Origin of the sequence: Streptomyces sp. NPDC096079 (assembly GCF_040303145.1) — a bacterium.
In the GTDB taxonomy this organism is placed as follows: domain Bacteria; phylum Actinomycetota; class Actinomycetes; order Streptomycetales; family Streptomycetaceae; genus Streptomyces.
In genome coordinates this window covers 59199-75541 of sequence record NZ_JBEOST010000007.1, presented here as the reverse complement: position 1 = coordinate 75541, position 16343 = coordinate 59199, and the positions used below count along the sequence as shown (strand labels likewise).

The following is a 16343-nucleotide window of genomic DNA, read 5'->3' as shown; positions in this document are numbered from 1 at the left end:
GGGCCCCCTGTTACGGTGCCCGGATGGCATCGATCAAGGAAATCCAGGTCACCATCGACTGTGCGGAGCCCGCGCGCCTCGCCGAGTTCTGGTGCGAGGTGCTGGGGTACGTCGTCCCGCCGGTCCCCGAGGGCTTCGCCACCTGGTCCGCGTACCACCGGTCGCTGCCGCGCGAGGAGCAGCCGGTCTACTTCGCCTGCACCGACCCCACGGGCGCGGGCCCGCGCGTGCTCTTCCAGCGCGTCCCCGAGGGCAAGGCCGTGAAGAACCGGGTCCACCTCGACGTGCGCGCCGGGAAGGGCCTCGTGGGCGACGAGCGTCTGGCCGTCCTGGAGGCCGAGTGCGAGCGCCTGGTGAAGCTCGGCGCGACGCACCTGAAGACGCTGTACGCCGACGGGGAGAACGAGTCCTGCATCAACATGCAGGACATCGAGGGCAACGAGTTCTGCCTCGACTGACCTCGACCGGGCGCCCTGTGGTGCCGGGTCGAGCGGTTCCACGACCCGGGACACGCCGACGTCCTTCAAGTACCGGGGAAAGTACCCACCCCACCCCACCTGCTCTCAGTGGTCACCCTGAGGGGGCGTCACCCACACGAGCGAACCTCGCCAACTGGGCTGGATCTCGGGGCGGTTGCCTGGCATATGCTCGCGGCGACCTGAACGGAAAATGCTCGGCCCCCGACGGGACTCGGAATCCACGGCGGGGGCCTGGCCATCGAGGAAGCAAACCCTTCCCCCATGGGTACCCAGCACCTTAGCGCGCCCGTTTCCGGCGCGGGCGTCATCCACGCCAATGTCACCCACACGACGTGCTACACCGTCGTCGGCAACCACCTCACGCAGCACGAGCACCTCTCGCTCACCGCGATCGGCCTCGCCGTCCACATCCAGTCGCTTCCCGCGGGCTCCCGCATCGGCGTCAAGTGCCTCGCCGAGCGCTTCCCCGAGGGCGAGATCCGCGTCGCCGCCGCCCTCCGCGAACTGGAGGCCCACGGCTACCTGTCCCGGAACCGCGAGCGCCTCCCCAGCGGCCGGATCGTGACCCGTACGGTCTCGTACAACAACCCGGGCGCGGTCGAGCCCCCGGAGCCGGACGGGGACCCCGAGCCGGACCCGGACCCTGATCGTGACCCGGAGCCGGACCCCGACCCTGATCGTGACCCGGAGCCGGACCCCGACCCTCATCGTGACCCGGAGCCGGACCCGGAGCCTTCGCGGGAGCCGGTACGGGACGAGACCCCGGCCGCCCCGCCGACTCCGGCCGTCGAGCTGTTGCTCGGCCTCCGCCGCCACGACGCCCGCTTCCTGCTCTCCGAGCGGGACGTCCGGCACCTGGCCCCGGCCGTCGACGCCTGGTTCGCGAGGGGCGCGGCCCCGGACGCCGTCCGCCGCACCCTGCTGGCCGGCCTCCCGGACACCCTCAAGCACCCGGCGGGCCTCCTCTCCCACCGCCTGAAGAACCTCCTCCCGCCCCCGCTCCCCGCAGCGCCCCTCGTCCAGGGCCCGCCGCCGATCCAGATCTGCGTCACCTGCGAGGAGGTCGCCTTCCGCGCCTGGGAGCCGGGCCCCTGCCGGGACTGCGAGGCGGACGCGCATGCGGCGGTGGCAGCGTGAGGGGCCGCGCCCGCACCGCCTGGGTATGCTGGCATACATGAAGCGAACGACGATCAAGATCGACGAATCGCTGGACGCCCGCATGCGTCACGAGGCCGCTCGGCGAGGCATGACCGTCTCGGAGTGGACGCGCGAGGCCATCGCCGCCCACCTGCCCGGTGCCGAGCAGGGTGACGCCCCTGTTCGCCGCAGGTTCCACTCCACCGGGTCGGGTGACAGCGGACGCGGCGACATCGCGGAGCGCATGGAGGAGCTGCTGGCGGGCCTGGCCGACGGGCGGGACCTCATCGCCGAGGAAGAAGCGCGCGAGGTGCGGCGCAGCGCATGAGCCCGCTGATCGTCGACTCCGGGCCGCTCTACGCCCTGCACGACAGGAGCGACGCCTGGCACCACCGGTGCGTGCGGCTCCTGGAGACCCATCCCGGGCCTCTCGTCGTCCCCACCCTCGTCGTCGCGGAAGTCGCCCACCTGTTGGGACGTCGCCTCGGAGCCCGTTCCGAGCTGCTGCTGGCCCAGGACTTCGCCGAAGGACTCTTCACGGTCGAACCCGTGCACCCCGGGGACTGGCTGCGGATCGCCGAGCTGACGGCTCGGTACGCGGGCTTTCCCCTCGGCCTCGTGGACGCGTCCGTCATCGCCTGCGCCGAGCGCCTCGGCGTGCGGGAGGTCGCCACCGTGGACCGACGCCACTTCGGCGCCGTCCACCCCGCCCACGTCGACGCCTTCACCCTGCTGCCCTGAGGGTGGTCCAGGGAGAGGGCCGGAACCCCGCAGACCGTGCCCGGGGTGAGCCGCCCGCCCGAACCCGTACCGCAATGCGTCGCGCGCGCTGCTCGTACGGGAACGGCGGGAGGCTCAGGGGGGGCGGCCACGGTGCCGTGACGGGCGCGCCCGTGCTGCTCCGGCGCCGCCCGGACACCCCCTAGCCGCGCGGCTCCCTCTTCATGGCCCACAGGACCGGGCCGCCGCCCGGCAGGGAGAACTCGGACCGGACCGTGAAGCCGAAGTGCTCGTACACCGGCAGGTTGTCCGGCTTGGAGGACTCCAGGTAGACCGGGAGGCCCGCCGCGTCGGCCTTCGCGAGGCCGGAGCGGAGGAGGGCCGAGCCGTGGCCCCGGCCACGGGCGTCCGGGTCGGCGCCGATGACGGCGAGGTACCAGTGGGGTTCGGCCGGCCCGTGCTCGGCGGCCGCCATGACGGCCTCCCGGAAGACGGGGGCGCGGTCGCCGAGGATCTCCACGAGCTCCTGGACGGTCGCGTCGTCGGGGACGGCCTTGTCGGCGCCCTCGGGCGCGACCCAGAAGGCGGCGGCCGACTCGGTCCGCTCGCAGACGCCGTGCAGGCCGTACTGCCGGGTGAACAGGGTCGTGAAGTACCGGCCGAGGGCCGCCTCGCGGGAGGCGTCGTCGGGGAAGAACCACCGCATCATCGGGTCGTCGCCGAAGGCGGAGGCCAGGGTGCGGCTGACCGTGCGAGCGTCGTCGATCGTGGCCGTCTTCGGTGTGTTTGACAGGGTCATACGGGTCATTCTGCACCCGTGATGATCTTGGTCGGGGGGAGGGGTGGCCCTCCCTGTCCCGTCCCTGGTCAGGCGGCCTTGGGCAGGGCGCGGAGCAGGCGCACCGCCGCGATCGCCGGCAGGGTGATGCCCACGACGAGGACCGTGAGCAGCTCGATCACGCCGAAGCGGGCGGAGAGGAGGAGAGCGCCGAGGAGCACCACGACCGGGGCCGCGACGGTGAGGGCGGTGGCCAGGACCTTGGTGCCGCGGTCCCACGCGTCGGACGTCCACAGCAGGGCGAGGCTCACGACCAGGACGGCCGCCGCGGGGAGGGAGATGGTGATCCCGGCGATCCCGGCGACGCCGAGCAGAACGGCGGTGACGGTGTTGCGGGTGCGGTTCGGGGCCTTGAGGGCGACCGCCGTGGTCGCCGCCGCCGGGGTCTCCGGCTCCTCGGCGCGGGCGGCCGCGACGATCGCGGAGGGGCTGCCGAGCCGTTCGAGCGCCGCGCGGACGGTCTCCGGGTCCTGCTCGTCGCCGACGGCGACCGCGAGGTGCTCGCGCAGGTCGGCGAGGAGTTCCTCGCGGCGCCCCGCGGGCAGGAAGGACGCCTCGCGCTCGATCGTGGCCAGGTAGTCGGACACGAGGGGGTGTGCGGTGCCGGTCATGCGGAGCCTCCGTGGGGTGCGGTCAGGAAGTGGTCGACGCCGTCGCGGAAGCGCGGCCAGCTCTCGGTGAACTCGGCGAGCGCGGTCCTGCCCGGTGCGGTGAGCGTGTAGTAGCGGCGGGCGGGGCCGGTGGCCGATTCGCGGAGCTCGGTGTCGACGAGTCCGTCGCGGCGAAGCCGGGACAGCAGGGGATAGATCGTTCCCTGGCTGGTGGTCATGACGCTGACCGCGGCCAGTTCGTCGAGGATCTCGACGCCGTAGCGCGGGCCGTCGCGCAGCAGGGCGAGGACGCAGTACTCCAGTACGCCCTTGCGCAGCTGGCTGGCGACCTTTCCGGCCGCCTCCGTTCTTGCTTCGCCAGGAACCATGTAATGCAAGATACCCCCGACGGCGCCGTCGATCAACGGAGGGCGCGTGGGACGATGCCAGGGTGGGAGAACGGCGAGAACCGCGTGGGCTGAGCGAACTGACCGAGGTCGAGGATCCGGCGTGGCCACGGCTCGAAGAGGAGCTGCGGGCCGCGACGGTGCCCGTCGAGGTGCTGGGCGCCGATCCCGCGCGCGCGGCGGCCACGCTGCTGGGGACGCAGGTCGGCGCCCGCTCGTACCTCGGGGCGTTCGTGCTGCACACCGGCGGAGCGCTCGTCGACGACGGCTGGCTGCGGGTGTACGGCAGCCCCGCCGCCCACAACGACCGGCGGCTGCCCGGCCTCGCCGGGATCAACGGCATGCCCGAGGTGTTCGACCCCGCCTGGCGGCCCGCCGCCGGGCTGGTCGTCGCGCACGACGTGCTCGGCGGGACCTTCGCCGTCCAGGGCGGCACGGAGGAGGAGACCGGGCTGCCGGGCCGGCCCGGCGAGATGGTCTACTTCGCGCCCGACTCGCTGCGCTGGGACGCGATCGGCGCCGGGTACGGCGCCTGGCTGTCCTGGCTGCTCGCCGGCGGCACCGAGGAGTTCTACGAGGGCCTGCGCTGGCCCGGCTGGCGCGACGAGGTCCCCGGCCTGACCGGCGGGGAGGGCCTCAGCCTCTACCCGCCCCTGTGGTCCGCCGAGGCGCACCAGGACCTGGCCGCGACCAGCCGCGCGGTCGTCCCCCTGGAGGAGCTGCTCGGGATCGGCCGCGAGACGGCCGTGCGCTTCGACGGGGCCGACCCCGGCTTCCTGGGCGCGCCGTGACGGCACGGGCTCAGCTCCGCGTCGCCTTCCCGAGTGCCCGCTCCCGCAGGGTCCGCAGGGTGGCGAGTTCGTCGGAGTAGCCCGCGCCCAGCGTCTTCTCGGCGTCCCGCTGCGCCGCGGTGACGACGGCGGCGAGGCCGATCCCGGCCTGGCAGTCCGCGTCCGCCCGGGACAGCTTCAACTCGACCCCGGCGACGGCGTGCAGCCTGGCCCGGTCCCGGCCGGCGCGCCGGAGTTCCTTGTCGACGGTGGCCTGCGGATCGCCGATGGACTTCGCCGCCGCTCCCGCGTCCCGCATGCAGCCGCTCCAGGAGGCCTGTGCGGCGAGGTACCGGTGATCGGTCCTGACCTTCTCGACGACCGCGTCGGCCAGCACCTGGAAGGTGTTGTAGAGCCGGTGGTAATCGGGCCCGAACAGGCGGGACTTGGCGTCGGCGGCGCAGGAGTCCGCCTGGTAGAAGAACGTCCGTCCCAGCGGCATCTCCAGGTCGACGCGGTGGGCGGGGGTGCCGAGCAGGGCGTCCCGCCAGCGGGTGTTCGCGGCCTCGGCGGCGTTGGCGTCCGCGGCCGGCCGCGTCGAGAGGGCGGTGCTCGTGATGCCGTAGCCGTCGTTCACCGCCTGCGGGACGGCGAGCAGTCCGTACGGATTGATGTCGGAGAGGTGGTCGCCGGTGGCCAGCGGCTGCGGGTGGTAGGTGAAGCCGCGCCGCTTCATGCAGGCGGCGACGAATTCCTCCTCGGCCGTGTGCAGCGCGACGCGCTCCGGCTCGGGGTAGTGGGTGACGCCCTGGAAGGGGCGCGGGGCGGGGAGGGGCGCCGGGCCGGGTGCGGCGGTGCCGCCGGACGTCGAGCATCCGGCGGCACCGAGACCCAGAAGCAGCGCCACGGCTGCGGTGCGTCTCCTGGAACCCATGGTTCTAGTAGGTGCACCACTTGTTGGAGCCGATGGTGCTGAGGTTGTCGCCGATGTCCGTCCAGCCGGTGCCGCGGTCCAGCTTCCAGCCCGTGCCCTGGTAGCCGGTGGCCTTCCACAGCACCACGTTGCAGCTGTTGCCGTTGTTGAAGGCGGAGCCGTGCAGGGCGTCGTAGAAGTTGGTGTAGCCCGTGAGGTCGGCGTTGTTCTGGTAGACCGTCTGGACGGGGCCCTGGTAGTTGGTGTTCCAGTACACGCAGAGCCCACCGCCGGCGCAGCCGGACGGGGCGGCGTTCGCGGCCGGTGCGACGGCGGCCGCGCCGAGGGCAACGCCCGCCGCCATGCCGAGGGCGACGAGGGATCGCTTGAGGTTCACGAGGTGCCTTCCGTTTCTCATGGGCCGGGTTCCCGGTTCGGCATGAGGCTGTCAGCGGTGGCCAACGGCAGGTCAAGAAGACCTCAACACCCTTTCAACGAACAGGCGTTGAAGTCCAGGTCACGGTGGATGCGGGCACGCCACGCCGACGGGGAAACCCGGCGACAAAGGCGTTCGCGCCGCTGCATTCTGGCCACCGACGGCAAGATCGACGGGGGGCGCGGGATGTGGTCAGCTGTGTCGGCGGGAGAGGTGCCCGCGAGGGAGCGGTTCGACTGGTTCGCGGACCTCATCACGCGGGAGGTGATGCCCACCGCGCTGAGCGTCGAGCGGCCCGCCGACTTCCAGGCCGAGGCGGCCGTCCTGGACCTCACGACGGTCCGCGTCGCACGGTTCTCCTTCTCGCCCCTGCGGTCCCGCCGGACACCCGCGCTGATCCGGCGCGGCGACCCGGAGCAGTACCAGCTGGGCCTGATGCGGAGGGGCGAGACCGTGCTGTCCCAGCACCGCAACGACTGCAGCGTCGGGGCCGGGGACCTGGTCTTCTGGGACACCTCGCGGCCCTCCGACGCGGCGATGCCCAGCACGTCGGGTCCGGTGCAGCTGACCATGCTCCAGCTCCCGCGGGACGTGCTGCCGCTGCGCCCCCGGCGGATCGACCGGCTGCTCGGCAGCCGCATCCCCGGCGGGCACGGCCTCGCCGCGGTCCTCGCCGCCTTCCTCGGCTCCCTGGAGGGGCACGCCGGCCAGTGCGCGCCCGAGGACCTGCCGCGACTCGGGTCCGTGGTCGTCGACCTCGTCGCCGCCTGCCTCGCGCAGAACCTCGACGCCGAGGAGCAGCTCCCCGCCGAGGCGCGGTCGCGGGCGCTGATCCAGCGGATCCACACCTTCGTCGACGCCCACCTCGGGGACCCCGACCTCACGCCGGCGGCGGTCGCGGCGGGCCACCACATCTCCGTACGGACCCTCCACCAGCTGTTCCAGGCGTACGGGGACGGGGAGACCGTCCAGGCGCGCATCCGGCGCCGCCGTCTCGAACGGTGCCGCGACGACCTCGCCCGCCCGGAGCGCGCCGGGCTTCCCGTGCAGGCCGTCGCCGCGCGGTGGGGGTTCAGCGGCCCGGCGGTCTTCAGCCGCGCCTTCCGCACGGCGTACGGGCTCAGCCCCAGCGAGTTCCGCGCGCTGAGCGTCAAGGAGGCCCGCGCCGGACGCACAGGCCGAGGGGCGGAGACTTCCTAGGCTCGGAGCCGTACGGCAGGCTTCGGGAGACGGGGGAGGAACCACGATGAGCAGCGGCAACGGCCAGGGGATATGGGACTGAGACGCGTGAACACGGAACGGGACGGCCTGGCGGGCGCACGGACGGGCAGGCTCGACCTCGTGCCCCTCGCCGCCCTGCACGCCGACGAGATGGCCGGGGTCCTCGCCGACCCCGCCCTCCACGCCTTCACCGGCGGCGCCCCGCTGACCGCGCCCGAGCTGCGGGCGCGGTACGAGCGGCTGGTCGCCGGGTCGCCGGACCCGGCGGTCGTCTGGCGCAACTGGGTGGTCCGGCTCCGGGCCGAGGACCGGCTCGCCGGGACCGTGCAGGCGACGGTCACGGACGGCGGGCGGACCGCCGAGGTCGCGTGGGTGACCGGGAAGCGGTGGCAGGGGCGGGGGATCGCCCGCGAGGCGGCCGCGGCGCTCGTCGCCCTGCTCCTGGCCGAGGGCGTCCGCACGGTCGTCGCCCACGTCCACCCCGACCACGGGGCCTCGGCGGCCGTGGCCCGCGCGGCGGGCCTCAGGCCGACCGACGAACAGCAGGACGGCGAACTCCGCTGGGAGCTCCGCGCCGACCGGGACGACCTTCCGCCGGAGCTTCGGGACGGGGCCGTCGTCCGGTTCTGACGTGCGCCAGGGCGACGCCCAGCAGGGTCAGGGCCGCCGCCGCGCCCGCTGCCAGGCCCGCGCGGAGGCCCGGGGGGCGGAAGGTGCAGGAGACGGTGGTGGCGGCCGGGACGGCGAGGAGGCCGCCGTACGGGACGGGGGCGGCGCCCTCGCAGTGCCAGCCCGCGATGTGCGGGGCCGCCACGACCGCCGTGCCCGTCGAGCCCGGCGGGAGTGTGGCGCGGAGGCCGTCCGAGGTCACGTCGACCGAGGTCGCCGCACGGGCGCGGAGGGCGGTCACGGCCGCGCGGAGGCGGTCGTGGTCCAGGCAGCCGAGTTCCCCCGGTCCCGGGAGGTCCGGCTTCAGTCCGGGCACCCGCTGGACGCCCAGGGAGGTCAGGGCCGCGCGGCGCTTCGGTGTGCCGCCGAGGAGCCGGACGGCGCGGTCGCCCAGGCGGGCCGTGCCCGTGGCGTCCGGGGCCCAGAGGAAGACCTCCGTCCCGACGCGGCACGCGCCCGCGTGCGGGGGCTCGTACACCCGGGCGCCGAGCAGCAGTTCCTGGTTGCGGAAGGGCGAGCGGCCGTAGACCGGCGGCGGGCCCGGGGGCCGTACCGTCACCAGCGGCAGGTACGCGTCCGTCCGGGCGACCTCGCCGTCCCGCCAGCGCGCGCCCACCCCGAACAGCGCGTCCGTCACCGGGTTGTCCAGGCTCAGCAGGTTCCGGCCGCGCGAGGTCCAGCCGCCGCCGAGCGCGGCGAGGGTCTCCGTCAGGACCGCCGGGGTGTGGCTGCTGTAGTACGCGGCGCCCTGGCCGCCGAGCAGCAGCGGATCGTTCCCCGCGACCCGGGGCAGCCCCGGGTCGGTGCGGTACGCGGGCCAGCCGTCGGCCGCCGCCAGGGCCGCCGCGCGCCGCTGGTGCCCGGCGCCCCACGGCGGGTAGTCGTCGAGCCGGGCGAGCCGCTCCCGGTCCGCGTAGGCCGTCGTCGCCGCCGCCTGCCCGAGCAGCGTGCCGGCGACGAGGACCGCGGCCAGGAGCCCGTACCGGCCCCGGCGGGGCAGCAGCAGCGCGCCCGCCACCGCCGCGAGGCCCGCGCCCGCGAGGAGCAGCGACCAGGAGGTGAGGAGGCCGCTGGGGAGCGCCCCGGCCGTGAGGGCGAGGACGACCGCCACCCCGCCGAGGAGCGACCTCCGGTCCGGGAGGCCGTGCGCGAGGCCCGTCCAGGCGGCGAGGACGAGGACGCCGGACAGGACGAAGGTCTGGCGGTACGGGCTGCCGTTCGGGGTCGCGAAGACGTGCCACACCAGGTGCGTCGGGCCCCACTGCATCGACAGCGCCACCGCCGCGCACAGTCCGCCCCACAGCCACCGTTCCCGGCCGGGCACGTCCCGGCGCGGCAGCAGCGCCCCCGCGAGCAGCGGCACCGCCGTGCAGACGAAGGCAGCCGGGGTCGCGAAGCTGTACGTCACCGGGAGCAGCCGGGCCAGGAAGTCCGGGCCGGCGGCCGGGGCGAAGTCCCGGACCACGCCCGGGTAGGCGTGCCGGGAGCCGAGGAAGACCGGGACGAGGACGGGGGCCGCGAGGCCGACGCCGGTGGCGGTCGTCAGCGCCGCCCGTGCCAGGACGCGGAGGCGGAAGGTGTCCGTGACCGCCAGGCGGAGCAGGAGCACCAGGGCGGCGCCCAGGGTCGCCATGTAGGCGGTGTAGAAGTTCGCGAACCAGCAGACCGCCACCACCAGCGGCCCCAGGACCGGCCGCCTGCCCTCCCGTACCCACTCGCCGACCAGGCAGAGCAGCGGGAAGGCGACGAGGCCGTCCAGCCACATCGGGTTGTACGTGCCCTCCGCGAGCGACCAGCCGCACAGCGCGTACGCGGCGCCGAGCACCGACGCCCACCACCACACCCCGCGCGGTCCGAGCCGCCGCAGCAGGAACGTCATCGCGGCCGCGGCGACCGCCGTCTTCAGGACGGTGACCGCGTACACCGCGTACTCGATGTCCCCGCGCGGGAAGAGCGCGACGAGGGGGGCGAAGGGGCTCGACAGGTAGGTGCCGTAGTCGGGCAGGAAGCTCGTGCCGAAGCCGGCCCGCCAGTCGAGGAGGAGCCCGCCGTCCGCCCGGCCCCGCAGCAGGTCCCACAGGTGCGCGTGGAAGGGCACGAACTGGTTGGCGAGGTCGTTCACGGCGCGGTGGCGCGGCCCGAACGGAAACACGCGGGCGACGGCGTCCCCGCCGCAGACGGCGACGGCGGACAGGACGGCGGCGAGCACGTACGAGCGTGTGGCGTGCGAGAGCGTGTTCTTCGGCATGACGGATCGAATATGACAGCGCCCGCACGGGGAACGACCGGTCCGGCGGGCCAGTTCACGCGATCGTCGCTTGCGCGCCATCCACCCGGACCGGCCGGGACACCGGGCTCCGTTGTCGTGGTCCGCGTGCTGCTCTCGATCGTCGTCCCGTGCTTCAACGAGGAGGACGTCCTCGCCCGCTTCCACGACCACGTGACCGCCGAACTCGAACGTCTCGACGGCGAGTTCGAGCTGGTCTACGTGGACGACGGAAGCCGGGACGGGACCCTCGCGCTCCTCAGGGAACGCGCCGGACGCGACCCCGACCGGGTCCGCTACCTCTCCTTCAGCCGCAACTTCGGCAAGGAGGCCGCGATGCTCGCCGGCCTCCGGCACGCGGCCGGCGACGCCGTCGTGATCATGGACGCCGACCTCCAGCACCCGCCGGAGCTCGTGCACCGCATGGTCGCCCTGCACGCCGAGGGGTACGACCAGGTCGTCGCCCGCCGCACCCGCGAGGGCGACCGGGTCACCCGTACCCTCACCGCCCGCCTCTACTACTGGGCGATCAACCGGCTCGTCGACGTCGAGCTCGTCGACGGCGTCGGCGACTTCCGGCTCCTGTCGCGGCGCACCGTCGACGCCGTCCTCGGCCTCGGCGAGTACAACCGCTTCTCCAAGGGCCTGTTCTCCTGGGTCGGCTTCCGCACCACGACCTTCTCCTACGAGAACGCCGTCCGTGAGCAGGGCCGCTCCAAGTGGAGCTTCGGCAAGCTCCTCAACTACGGCCTCGACGGACTTCTCTCCTTCAACAACAAGCCCCTGCGGGCCGCCGTCCACCTCGGACTCCTCCTCACGGTCGTCGCCCTCGGCTACGCGGCCTGGATCGTCGGCGACGCGCTGGTCAACGGCGTCGACACCCCCGGCTACGTCACCCTCCTCGTCGCCGTCACCGCCCTCGCGGGCGTGCAGATGGTGATGGCGGGACTGATCGGCGAGTACGTCGGACGCATCTACTACGAGGTGAAGCGCCGCCCGCACTACCTGTTCAAGGAGACGAGCGGAGGTGCGCACGCGGCCGACACCCGGGTGACGGGTGAGTCGTTGTGGGAAACAGTCGCTCCGAAGTAGTGGCTCCGGCCCCGGCGACTCCCTACCATCGATCACCGCAAGGTCGTTCAACTGACGCACGACCAGCCCGGGAGGCTCCTTTGCACCGCCGCACTGCGCTCACCGTCTCCGCCGCCCTGCTCGCCGCGGCCCCCCTGCTCACCGCCTGCGGCAGTGACGCCCACCCAGGAGCGGCGGCCGTCGTCGGCGGCGAACGGATCGAGGTGTCCAGCCTCCAGGCACAGGTCGCGGACGTGCGGTCCGCGCAGGCGGCCTCGCCCCAGTCCGCGCAGCTCGTCGCCGCCACCGGTGACCTCAGCCGCCGCAAACTCAACGTGATGATCTTCGACCGGGTCGTCGACAAGGTCGCCCGGGACAACGGCGTCAGCGCCACCCGCGCCGAGCTCCAGCAGACCAGGGCCGCGTTCGTCCGGCAGGCCGGCGGCGAGGACCAGCTCAAGGCCGTCCTCCTGCAGGACCAGGGCGTGGCGCCCGACCAGATCGACGACTTCGTCCGCCGCAACGTCCTCATGAACAAGATCGCCGAGAAGCTGGGCGTCACCGACAGCGCCGAGGGGCAGAAGAAGCTGACGGAGGTCTTCTCCACCGCCTCCCAGGACCTCGGCGTCGACGTGAACCCGCGCTACGGCCGCTGGGACGACGCCCAGGTCCAGCTCGACACCGGCTACGACGGCGCGCCCTGGCTCACCCAGATCAGCCAGGACCCGGCCGCCGTCCCGTCGGGGGCCTGAGGCCAGGTAGGTTCGAGGGGTGACATCTGAGAGCCCCGGCCGCATCGTCCTGCTCACCGCCAGCCACCGCGTGGCCCCCGGACTGCTGTCCTGGCCCGCCTGGCAGGCGCTGCACGGGGCCGACCGGGTGCTCTGCCCCGACGAGGACCACCCCCAACTGCCCTACCTGCGGGAGGCCGGCGTCGCCGTCGAGCACGCCCGGCCGACCGCCGAGGAACTCGTCGAGGCCTGCGCCGGGGGTCGCACGGTCCTGCTGCTGCCCTCCGGCGAGGGCGACCGCGCGCTGACCGACGGCCTCGCCCGGCTCGCCGGCTCCGGCCGGGTGTCCATGCCCGACCTGGAGCTGCTGCCCGGCTCGTACGACCTGCCCGGCGCCCGCCTCCTCGACCTCGTGCAGATCATGGACCGGGTGCGCCGCGAGTGCCCCTGGACCTCCCTCCAGACCCACCGTGGGCTCGCCAAGTACGCCATCGAGGAGGCGTACGAACTCGTCGAGGCCATCGAGGACGGCGACCGGCGCGAGCTGCGCGAGGAGCTCGGGGACGTCCTGCTCCAGGTCGTCTTCCACGCGCGGATCGCCGAGGAGGACCCGGAGGAGCCGTTCTCCGTGGACGACGTCGCCGGGACGCTCGTCGAGAAGCTGATCCACCGGCACCCGCACGTCTTCGGCGACGCGGTCGCCGAGACCCCCGAGGACGTCCAGGAGCACTGGCAGCGCACCAAGGCGGTCGAGAAGCGCCGCGAGTCCGTGACCGACGGGGTGCCGCTCGGCCAGCCGGGGCTCGCGCTCGCCGCGAAGCTCGCGGGACGGGTCCGGGCGGCGGGCCTCGACGTGAAGCCCCTGGCGGGCGAGGGCGTCGGGTACGAGCTGCTGGCCCTCGCGGCCCGCGCCGAGGCCGCCGGGGTGGACCCGGAAGCGGCGCTGCGGGCGGCGGCCAAGACGTACCGGGACGCGATCCGGGCGGCGGAGGGCCTCGCCTGAGCCGTGTGCCGCGGTCCGGGGCTCGCCTCGCGCCGGCGGCCGTGAGCGCGCCTCGCGCCGCCGGCCGGGGGCTTGCCTCGCGCCGGCGGCCGTGAGCGCGCCTCGCGCCGCCGGCCGGGGGCTTGCCTCGCGCCGCCGGCCGGGGGCTTGCCTCGCGCCGGCGGCCGTGAGCGCGCCTCGCGCCGGCGGCCGTGAGCGCGCCTCGCGCCGGCGGCCGGGGGCTTGCCTCGCGCCGGCGGCCGTGAGCGCGCCTCGCGCCGGCGGCCGGGGGCTTGCCTCGCGCCGGCGGCCGTGAGCGCGCCTCGCGCCGGCGGCCGTGAGCCCGCCTCGCGCCGGCGGCCGGGGGCTTGCCTCGCGCCGGCGGCCGTGAGCCCGCCTCGCGCCGGCGGCCGGGGGCTCGCCTCGTGCCGTGGGCCGGGGTCAGGTCTCCCGTGGTGCCCGGGCCTCCGGGTTGTGCCAGGGCGGGGCCGGCGGGCCCAGGAGGCGTTCGGCGGCCGTGTTCGGGCGGGTGGTGAAGCGGCCCACGGACGGCAGCGTGTCGTGGTGGATCCGCGCGGGGTCGGTGCCCAGCTCCTCCAGGACCTCCGCGACCTCGGCCACGAAGCCCGGCGGCCCGGCGAGGTACACGTCGTGCGCGGGCCAGTGGACGCAGGCCCGCAGGGCCTGGAGCAGCCGCTCGGTCGCATGGTCCTTGCGCTGCCGGGGCGCGGCCGTGATGTAGGTGACGTTCAGGCCGGGGAGCCGCTCCTTCAGGAGTTCGGCGTCGCCGCGCCCGTACAGGTACTCCTTCGCGCGGGCCACCACGAACAGCCGGCCCTCAAGCTCCGGCTCCGCCTCCGCGGCCTCCGCGAGCAGCGCCCGCACCGGGGCCCAGCCCGTACCGCCGCATATATAGGTGCGCAGTCCGCCCGGCGCCGTCCGCGCCGTGAGCCCGCCGCCGGGGGCGCTGAGGCGCAGCACCTCGCCGGGGCCGGTCTCCTCGACGAGCGCCGTGCTCATCGCGCCGCCCGCGATCCGGCTCACGTGCAGTTCCACCGTGCCGTCCGGGCGGGGCGCGTCCGCGAGGGAGTAGGTGCGCCAGACGCGCGGGACCCGCAGCGAGCTGACGCTGACGTACTGGCCGGGGAGGTACGGGAGGGGCTGCCGGGGGCGGAGGGTGAGGACGGCGAGGTCGGGGCCGTACCGCTCGTGGCGGACGACGTCCGCGTCCCACCAGGCGGGCTCCCCGGCACCGGCCGCCTCGTCGGCGCCCGCCAGCATCAGGTCGGCGACCTGTCCGTACGCCTCGGTCCAGGCCTTCTCCGCCTCGACCGTCCACGCGGCACCGGCGGCGTGCGCGAACGCGGCGAGCAGGCTCTGCCCGACGGCCGCGTACAGGGCGGGGGAGGCGAGGAACTTGCGGTGGTCGCGGCCCAGCTGCCCCAGGTACCCGGAGAGCCGGGGGTCCTCCAGGTGGGTCACCACGTGGGTGAGCGCGGCGAAGAGCCGGTCCCGCTGGGGGAGCATGTCCTCGGGGAAGAGCGCGCGCACCCCGGGGTTGTTCCAGAAGAGGTGCGAGTAGAAGAACGTGACGGCGTGCTCGGCGCGTCTCTCGACGACCGCGAACGTGCTTCTGAGCAGCTGGGGATCCACCGACAAGAATCTAGGGCACAACCTGTACCGCTTGATCACGTCTTCTCCATGAACGTGACGTCCGGAGCCGCCCTGTACGGTCGTGACGTGAGCACCACCCCCACCCCCCGGCCCGCCCCCACGCTCTTCACCTGGGAGTTCGCCACCGATCCCTACCCGGCGTACGCCTGGCTGCGCGAACACGCTCCCGTGCACCGGACGACGCTGCCGAGCGGGGTCGAGGCCTGGCTCGTGACCCGGTACGCGGACGCCCGGCAGGCCCTCGCCGACCAGCGGCTCTCCAAGAACCCCGCGCACCACGACGAGTCCCCGCACGCGAAGGGGAAGACGGGCATCCCGGGCGAGCGCAAGGCCGAGCTGATGACGCATCTGCTCAACATCGACCCGCCGGACCACACCCGGCTGCGCCGCCTCGTGTCGAAGGCGTTCACCCCGCGCCGGGTCGCCGAGTTCACGCCGCGCGTGCAGGAGCTGACGGACCGGCTCATCGACGGGTTCGTGGAGCGGGGCAGCGCCGACCTCATCCACGAGTTCGCCTTCCCCCTGCCGATCTACGCGATCTGCGACCTGCTCGGGGTGCCGCCGGAGGACCAGGACGACTTCCGGGACTGGGCCGGGATGATGATCCGGCACGGCGGCGGGCCGCGCGGTGGGGTCGCCCGGTCGGTGAAGAAGATGCGCGGCTATCTCGCCGAGCTGATCCACCGCAAGCGGGGGGAGCCGGGGGACGACCTGATCTCGGGGCTCATCAAGGCCTCCGACCACGGCGAGCACCTCACCGAGAACGAGGCCGCCGCGATGGCCTTCATCCTGCTGTTCGCCGGCTTCGAGACGACCGTGAATCTGGTCGGTAACGGACTTTACGCCCTTCTCCGGCATCCGGAGCAGCGGGCGCTGCTCCAGGAGTCCCTCGCCGCCGGGGAGACCGGACTCCTGGAGACCGGCGTCGAGGAGCTGCTGCGGTTCGACGGGCCCGTGGAGATGGCGACCTGGCGTTACGCGACACGGGCGCTGACCATCGGCGGACAGGAGATCCCGGCCGGCGACCCGGTGCTCGTGGTGCTCGCCGCCGCCGACCGGGACCCGGAGCGCTTCGACGGTCCGGACGTGCTCGACCTCGCCCGGCGCGACAACCAGCACCTCGGGTACGGGCACGGCATCCACTACTGCCTGGGCGCGCCGCTCGCCCGTCTCGAAGGGCAGACGGCGCTCGCGACGCTCCTGACTCGCCTGCCGGATCTGCGACTTGCCGCCGATCCGGCCGAACTGCGGTGGCGCGGAGGGCTCATCATGCGCGGATTGCGCACGCTTCCGGTCGAGTTCTCCCCGTCCGTACCGGTCTTGGCTGCTGACTGAGCATCAGAAATGTGATCTTTACGTGATCGCGGGGCGATCGACTTGTGACGGGCGTTCGAATGCCGCTACGTTTCCCGGCAGTCTCAGCCGTCACGCGAAAGGCG

General features: G+C 74.0%; 18 protein-coding genes. 11 read left to right on the top strand and 7 right to left on the bottom strand.

Features of this window, described 5'->3' with window-relative positions; translation table 11 throughout:
- Window positions 1–23: 23 nt before the first annotated feature.
- From ABTY59_RS16635 to ABTY59_RS16620, 4 genes are all read left to right on the top strand, one after another.
- Window positions 24–458, top strand: coding sequence for a VOC family protein (locus ABTY59_RS16635; protein WP_352019672.1), 435 nt, complete (start codon window positions 24–26; stop codon window positions 456–458).
- Between the two features lie 282 nt (window positions 459–740).
- Window positions 741–1616 (top strand): helix-turn-helix domain-containing protein, encoded by an 876-nt coding sequence (locus tag ABTY59_RS16630; RefSeq protein ID WP_352019671.1) that lies wholly within the window; start codon window positions 741–743, stop codon window positions 1614–1616.
- Window positions 1617–1653: 37 nt separating this feature from the next.
- The gene (locus tag ABTY59_RS16625) at window positions 1654–1944 is read left to right on the top strand and encodes a ribbon-helix-helix domain-containing protein (RefSeq protein WP_352019670.1); all 291 of its coding nucleotides are present in this window, start codon (window positions 1654–1656) and stop codon (window positions 1942–1944) included.
- A complete protein-coding gene (locus tag ABTY59_RS16620; protein WP_352019669.1) occupies window positions 1941–2357 on the top strand; it encodes a type II toxin-antitoxin system VapC family toxin in 417 nt (138 codons plus the stop codon). The genes ABTY59_RS16625 and ABTY59_RS16620 overlap by 4 nt, the downstream gene beginning before the upstream one ends.
- Window positions 2358–2538: 181 nt before the next feature.
- Here the strand turns inward: ABTY59_RS16620 and ABTY59_RS16615 are convergent, their stop codons facing one another.
- From ABTY59_RS16615 to ABTY59_RS16605, 3 genes are read right to left on the bottom strand one after another with little or no spacing between them, the layout of a single operon-like run.
- Window positions 2539–3144, bottom strand: a complete 606-nt coding sequence (locus ABTY59_RS16615; RefSeq protein ID WP_352019668.1) for a GNAT family N-acetyltransferase — start codon at window positions 3142–3144, stop codon at window positions 2539–2541.
- Between the two features lie 59 nt (window positions 3145–3203).
- Window positions 3204–3785, bottom strand: coding sequence for an HAAS signaling domain-containing protein (locus ABTY59_RS16610; protein ID WP_352019667.1), 582 nt, complete (start codon window positions 3783–3785; stop codon window positions 3204–3206).
- Complete coding sequence (locus ABTY59_RS16605; protein WP_352019666.1) at window positions 3782–4153, bottom strand: PadR family transcriptional regulator; 372 nt, start codon at window positions 4151–4153, stop codon at window positions 3782–3784. The genes ABTY59_RS16610 and ABTY59_RS16605 overlap by 4 nt, the downstream gene beginning before the upstream one ends.
- 62 nt (window positions 4154–4215) lie before the next feature.
- Here ABTY59_RS16605 and ABTY59_RS16600 point away from each other — a divergent pair, with 62 nt between their 5' ends.
- A complete protein-coding gene (locus ABTY59_RS16600; protein ID WP_352019665.1) occupies window positions 4216–4962 on the top strand; it encodes a DUF2625 domain-containing protein in 747 nt (248 codons plus the stop codon).
- Between the two features lie 10 nt (window positions 4963–4972).
- Here ABTY59_RS16600 and ABTY59_RS16595 read toward each other — a convergent pair whose 3' ends face one another.
- Entirely contained in the window at window positions 4973–5848 is an 876-nt protein-coding gene (locus ABTY59_RS16595) for a hypothetical protein (protein WP_352019664.1), read from the bottom strand.
- Between the two features lie 31 nt (window positions 5849–5879).
- Window positions 5880–6251: a peptidase inhibitor family I36 protein gene (locus tag ABTY59_RS16590; RefSeq protein ID WP_352019663.1), complete on the bottom strand. Its 372-nt coding sequence runs from the start codon at window positions 6249–6251 to the stop codon at window positions 5880–5882.
- Between the two features lie 225 nt (window positions 6252–6476).
- Between ABTY59_RS16590 and ABTY59_RS16585 the strand changes: the two genes are divergently transcribed.
- Both ABTY59_RS16585 and ABTY59_RS16580 read left to right on the top strand, forming a co-directional pair.
- Entirely contained in the window at window positions 6477–7490 is a 1014-nt protein-coding gene (locus ABTY59_RS16585) for an AraC family transcriptional regulator (RefSeq protein ID WP_352019662.1), read from the top strand.
- Between the two features lie 87 nt (window positions 7491–7577).
- Window positions 7578–8141, top strand: a complete 564-nt coding sequence (locus tag ABTY59_RS16580) for a GNAT family N-acetyltransferase (protein WP_352019661.1) — start codon at window positions 7578–7580, stop codon at window positions 8139–8141.
- On the opposite strand, the gene ABTY59_RS16575 is transcribed toward ABTY59_RS16580, so the two are convergent.
- A complete protein-coding gene (locus ABTY59_RS16575) occupies window positions 8035–10428 on the bottom strand; it encodes a YfhO family protein (protein WP_352019660.1) in 2394 nt (797 codons plus the stop codon). The two genes, ABTY59_RS16580 and ABTY59_RS16575, sit on opposite strands and share 107 nt — an antisense overlap.
- 126 nt (window positions 10429–10554) lie before the next feature.
- Between ABTY59_RS16575 and ABTY59_RS16570 the strand changes: the two genes are divergently transcribed.
- The 3 genes from ABTY59_RS16570 (at window position 10555) to ABTY59_RS16560 (ending at window position 13251) form a co-directional block, all read left to right on the top strand.
- On the top strand, window positions 10555–11538 hold the full coding sequence (locus ABTY59_RS16570) for a glycosyltransferase family 2 protein (RefSeq protein ID WP_352019659.1): 984 nt from the start codon (window positions 10555–10557) through the stop codon (window positions 11536–11538).
- Window positions 11539–11618: 80 nt separating this feature from the next.
- Window positions 11619–12269 carry a SurA N-terminal domain-containing protein gene (locus ABTY59_RS16565; protein WP_352019658.1) on the top strand — a complete coding sequence of 217 codons (651 nt, stop codon included), beginning with the start codon at window positions 11619–11621 and terminating at the stop codon, window positions 12267–12269.
- 19 nt (window positions 12270–12288) lie between these two features.
- On the top strand, window positions 12289–13251 hold the full coding sequence (locus ABTY59_RS16560) for a nucleoside triphosphate pyrophosphohydrolase (RefSeq protein ID WP_352019657.1): 963 nt from the start codon (window positions 12289–12291) through the stop codon (window positions 13249–13251).
- Between the two features lie 420 nt (window positions 13252–13671).
- Here the strand turns inward: ABTY59_RS16560 and ABTY59_RS16555 are convergent, their stop codons facing one another.
- Window positions 13672–14883 (bottom strand): globin domain-containing protein, encoded by a 1212-nt coding sequence (locus tag ABTY59_RS16555; protein ID WP_352019656.1) that lies wholly within the window; start codon window positions 14881–14883, stop codon window positions 13672–13674.
- Window positions 14884–14970: 87 nt separating this feature from the next.
- Here ABTY59_RS16555 and ABTY59_RS16550 point away from each other — a divergent pair, with 87 nt between their 5' ends.
- The gene (locus ABTY59_RS16550) at window positions 14971–16239 is read left to right on the top strand and encodes a cytochrome P450 family protein (protein ID WP_352019655.1); all 1269 of its coding nucleotides are present in this window, start codon (window positions 14971–14973) and stop codon (window positions 16237–16239) included.
- Window positions 16240–16343 lie beyond the last annotated feature (104 nt).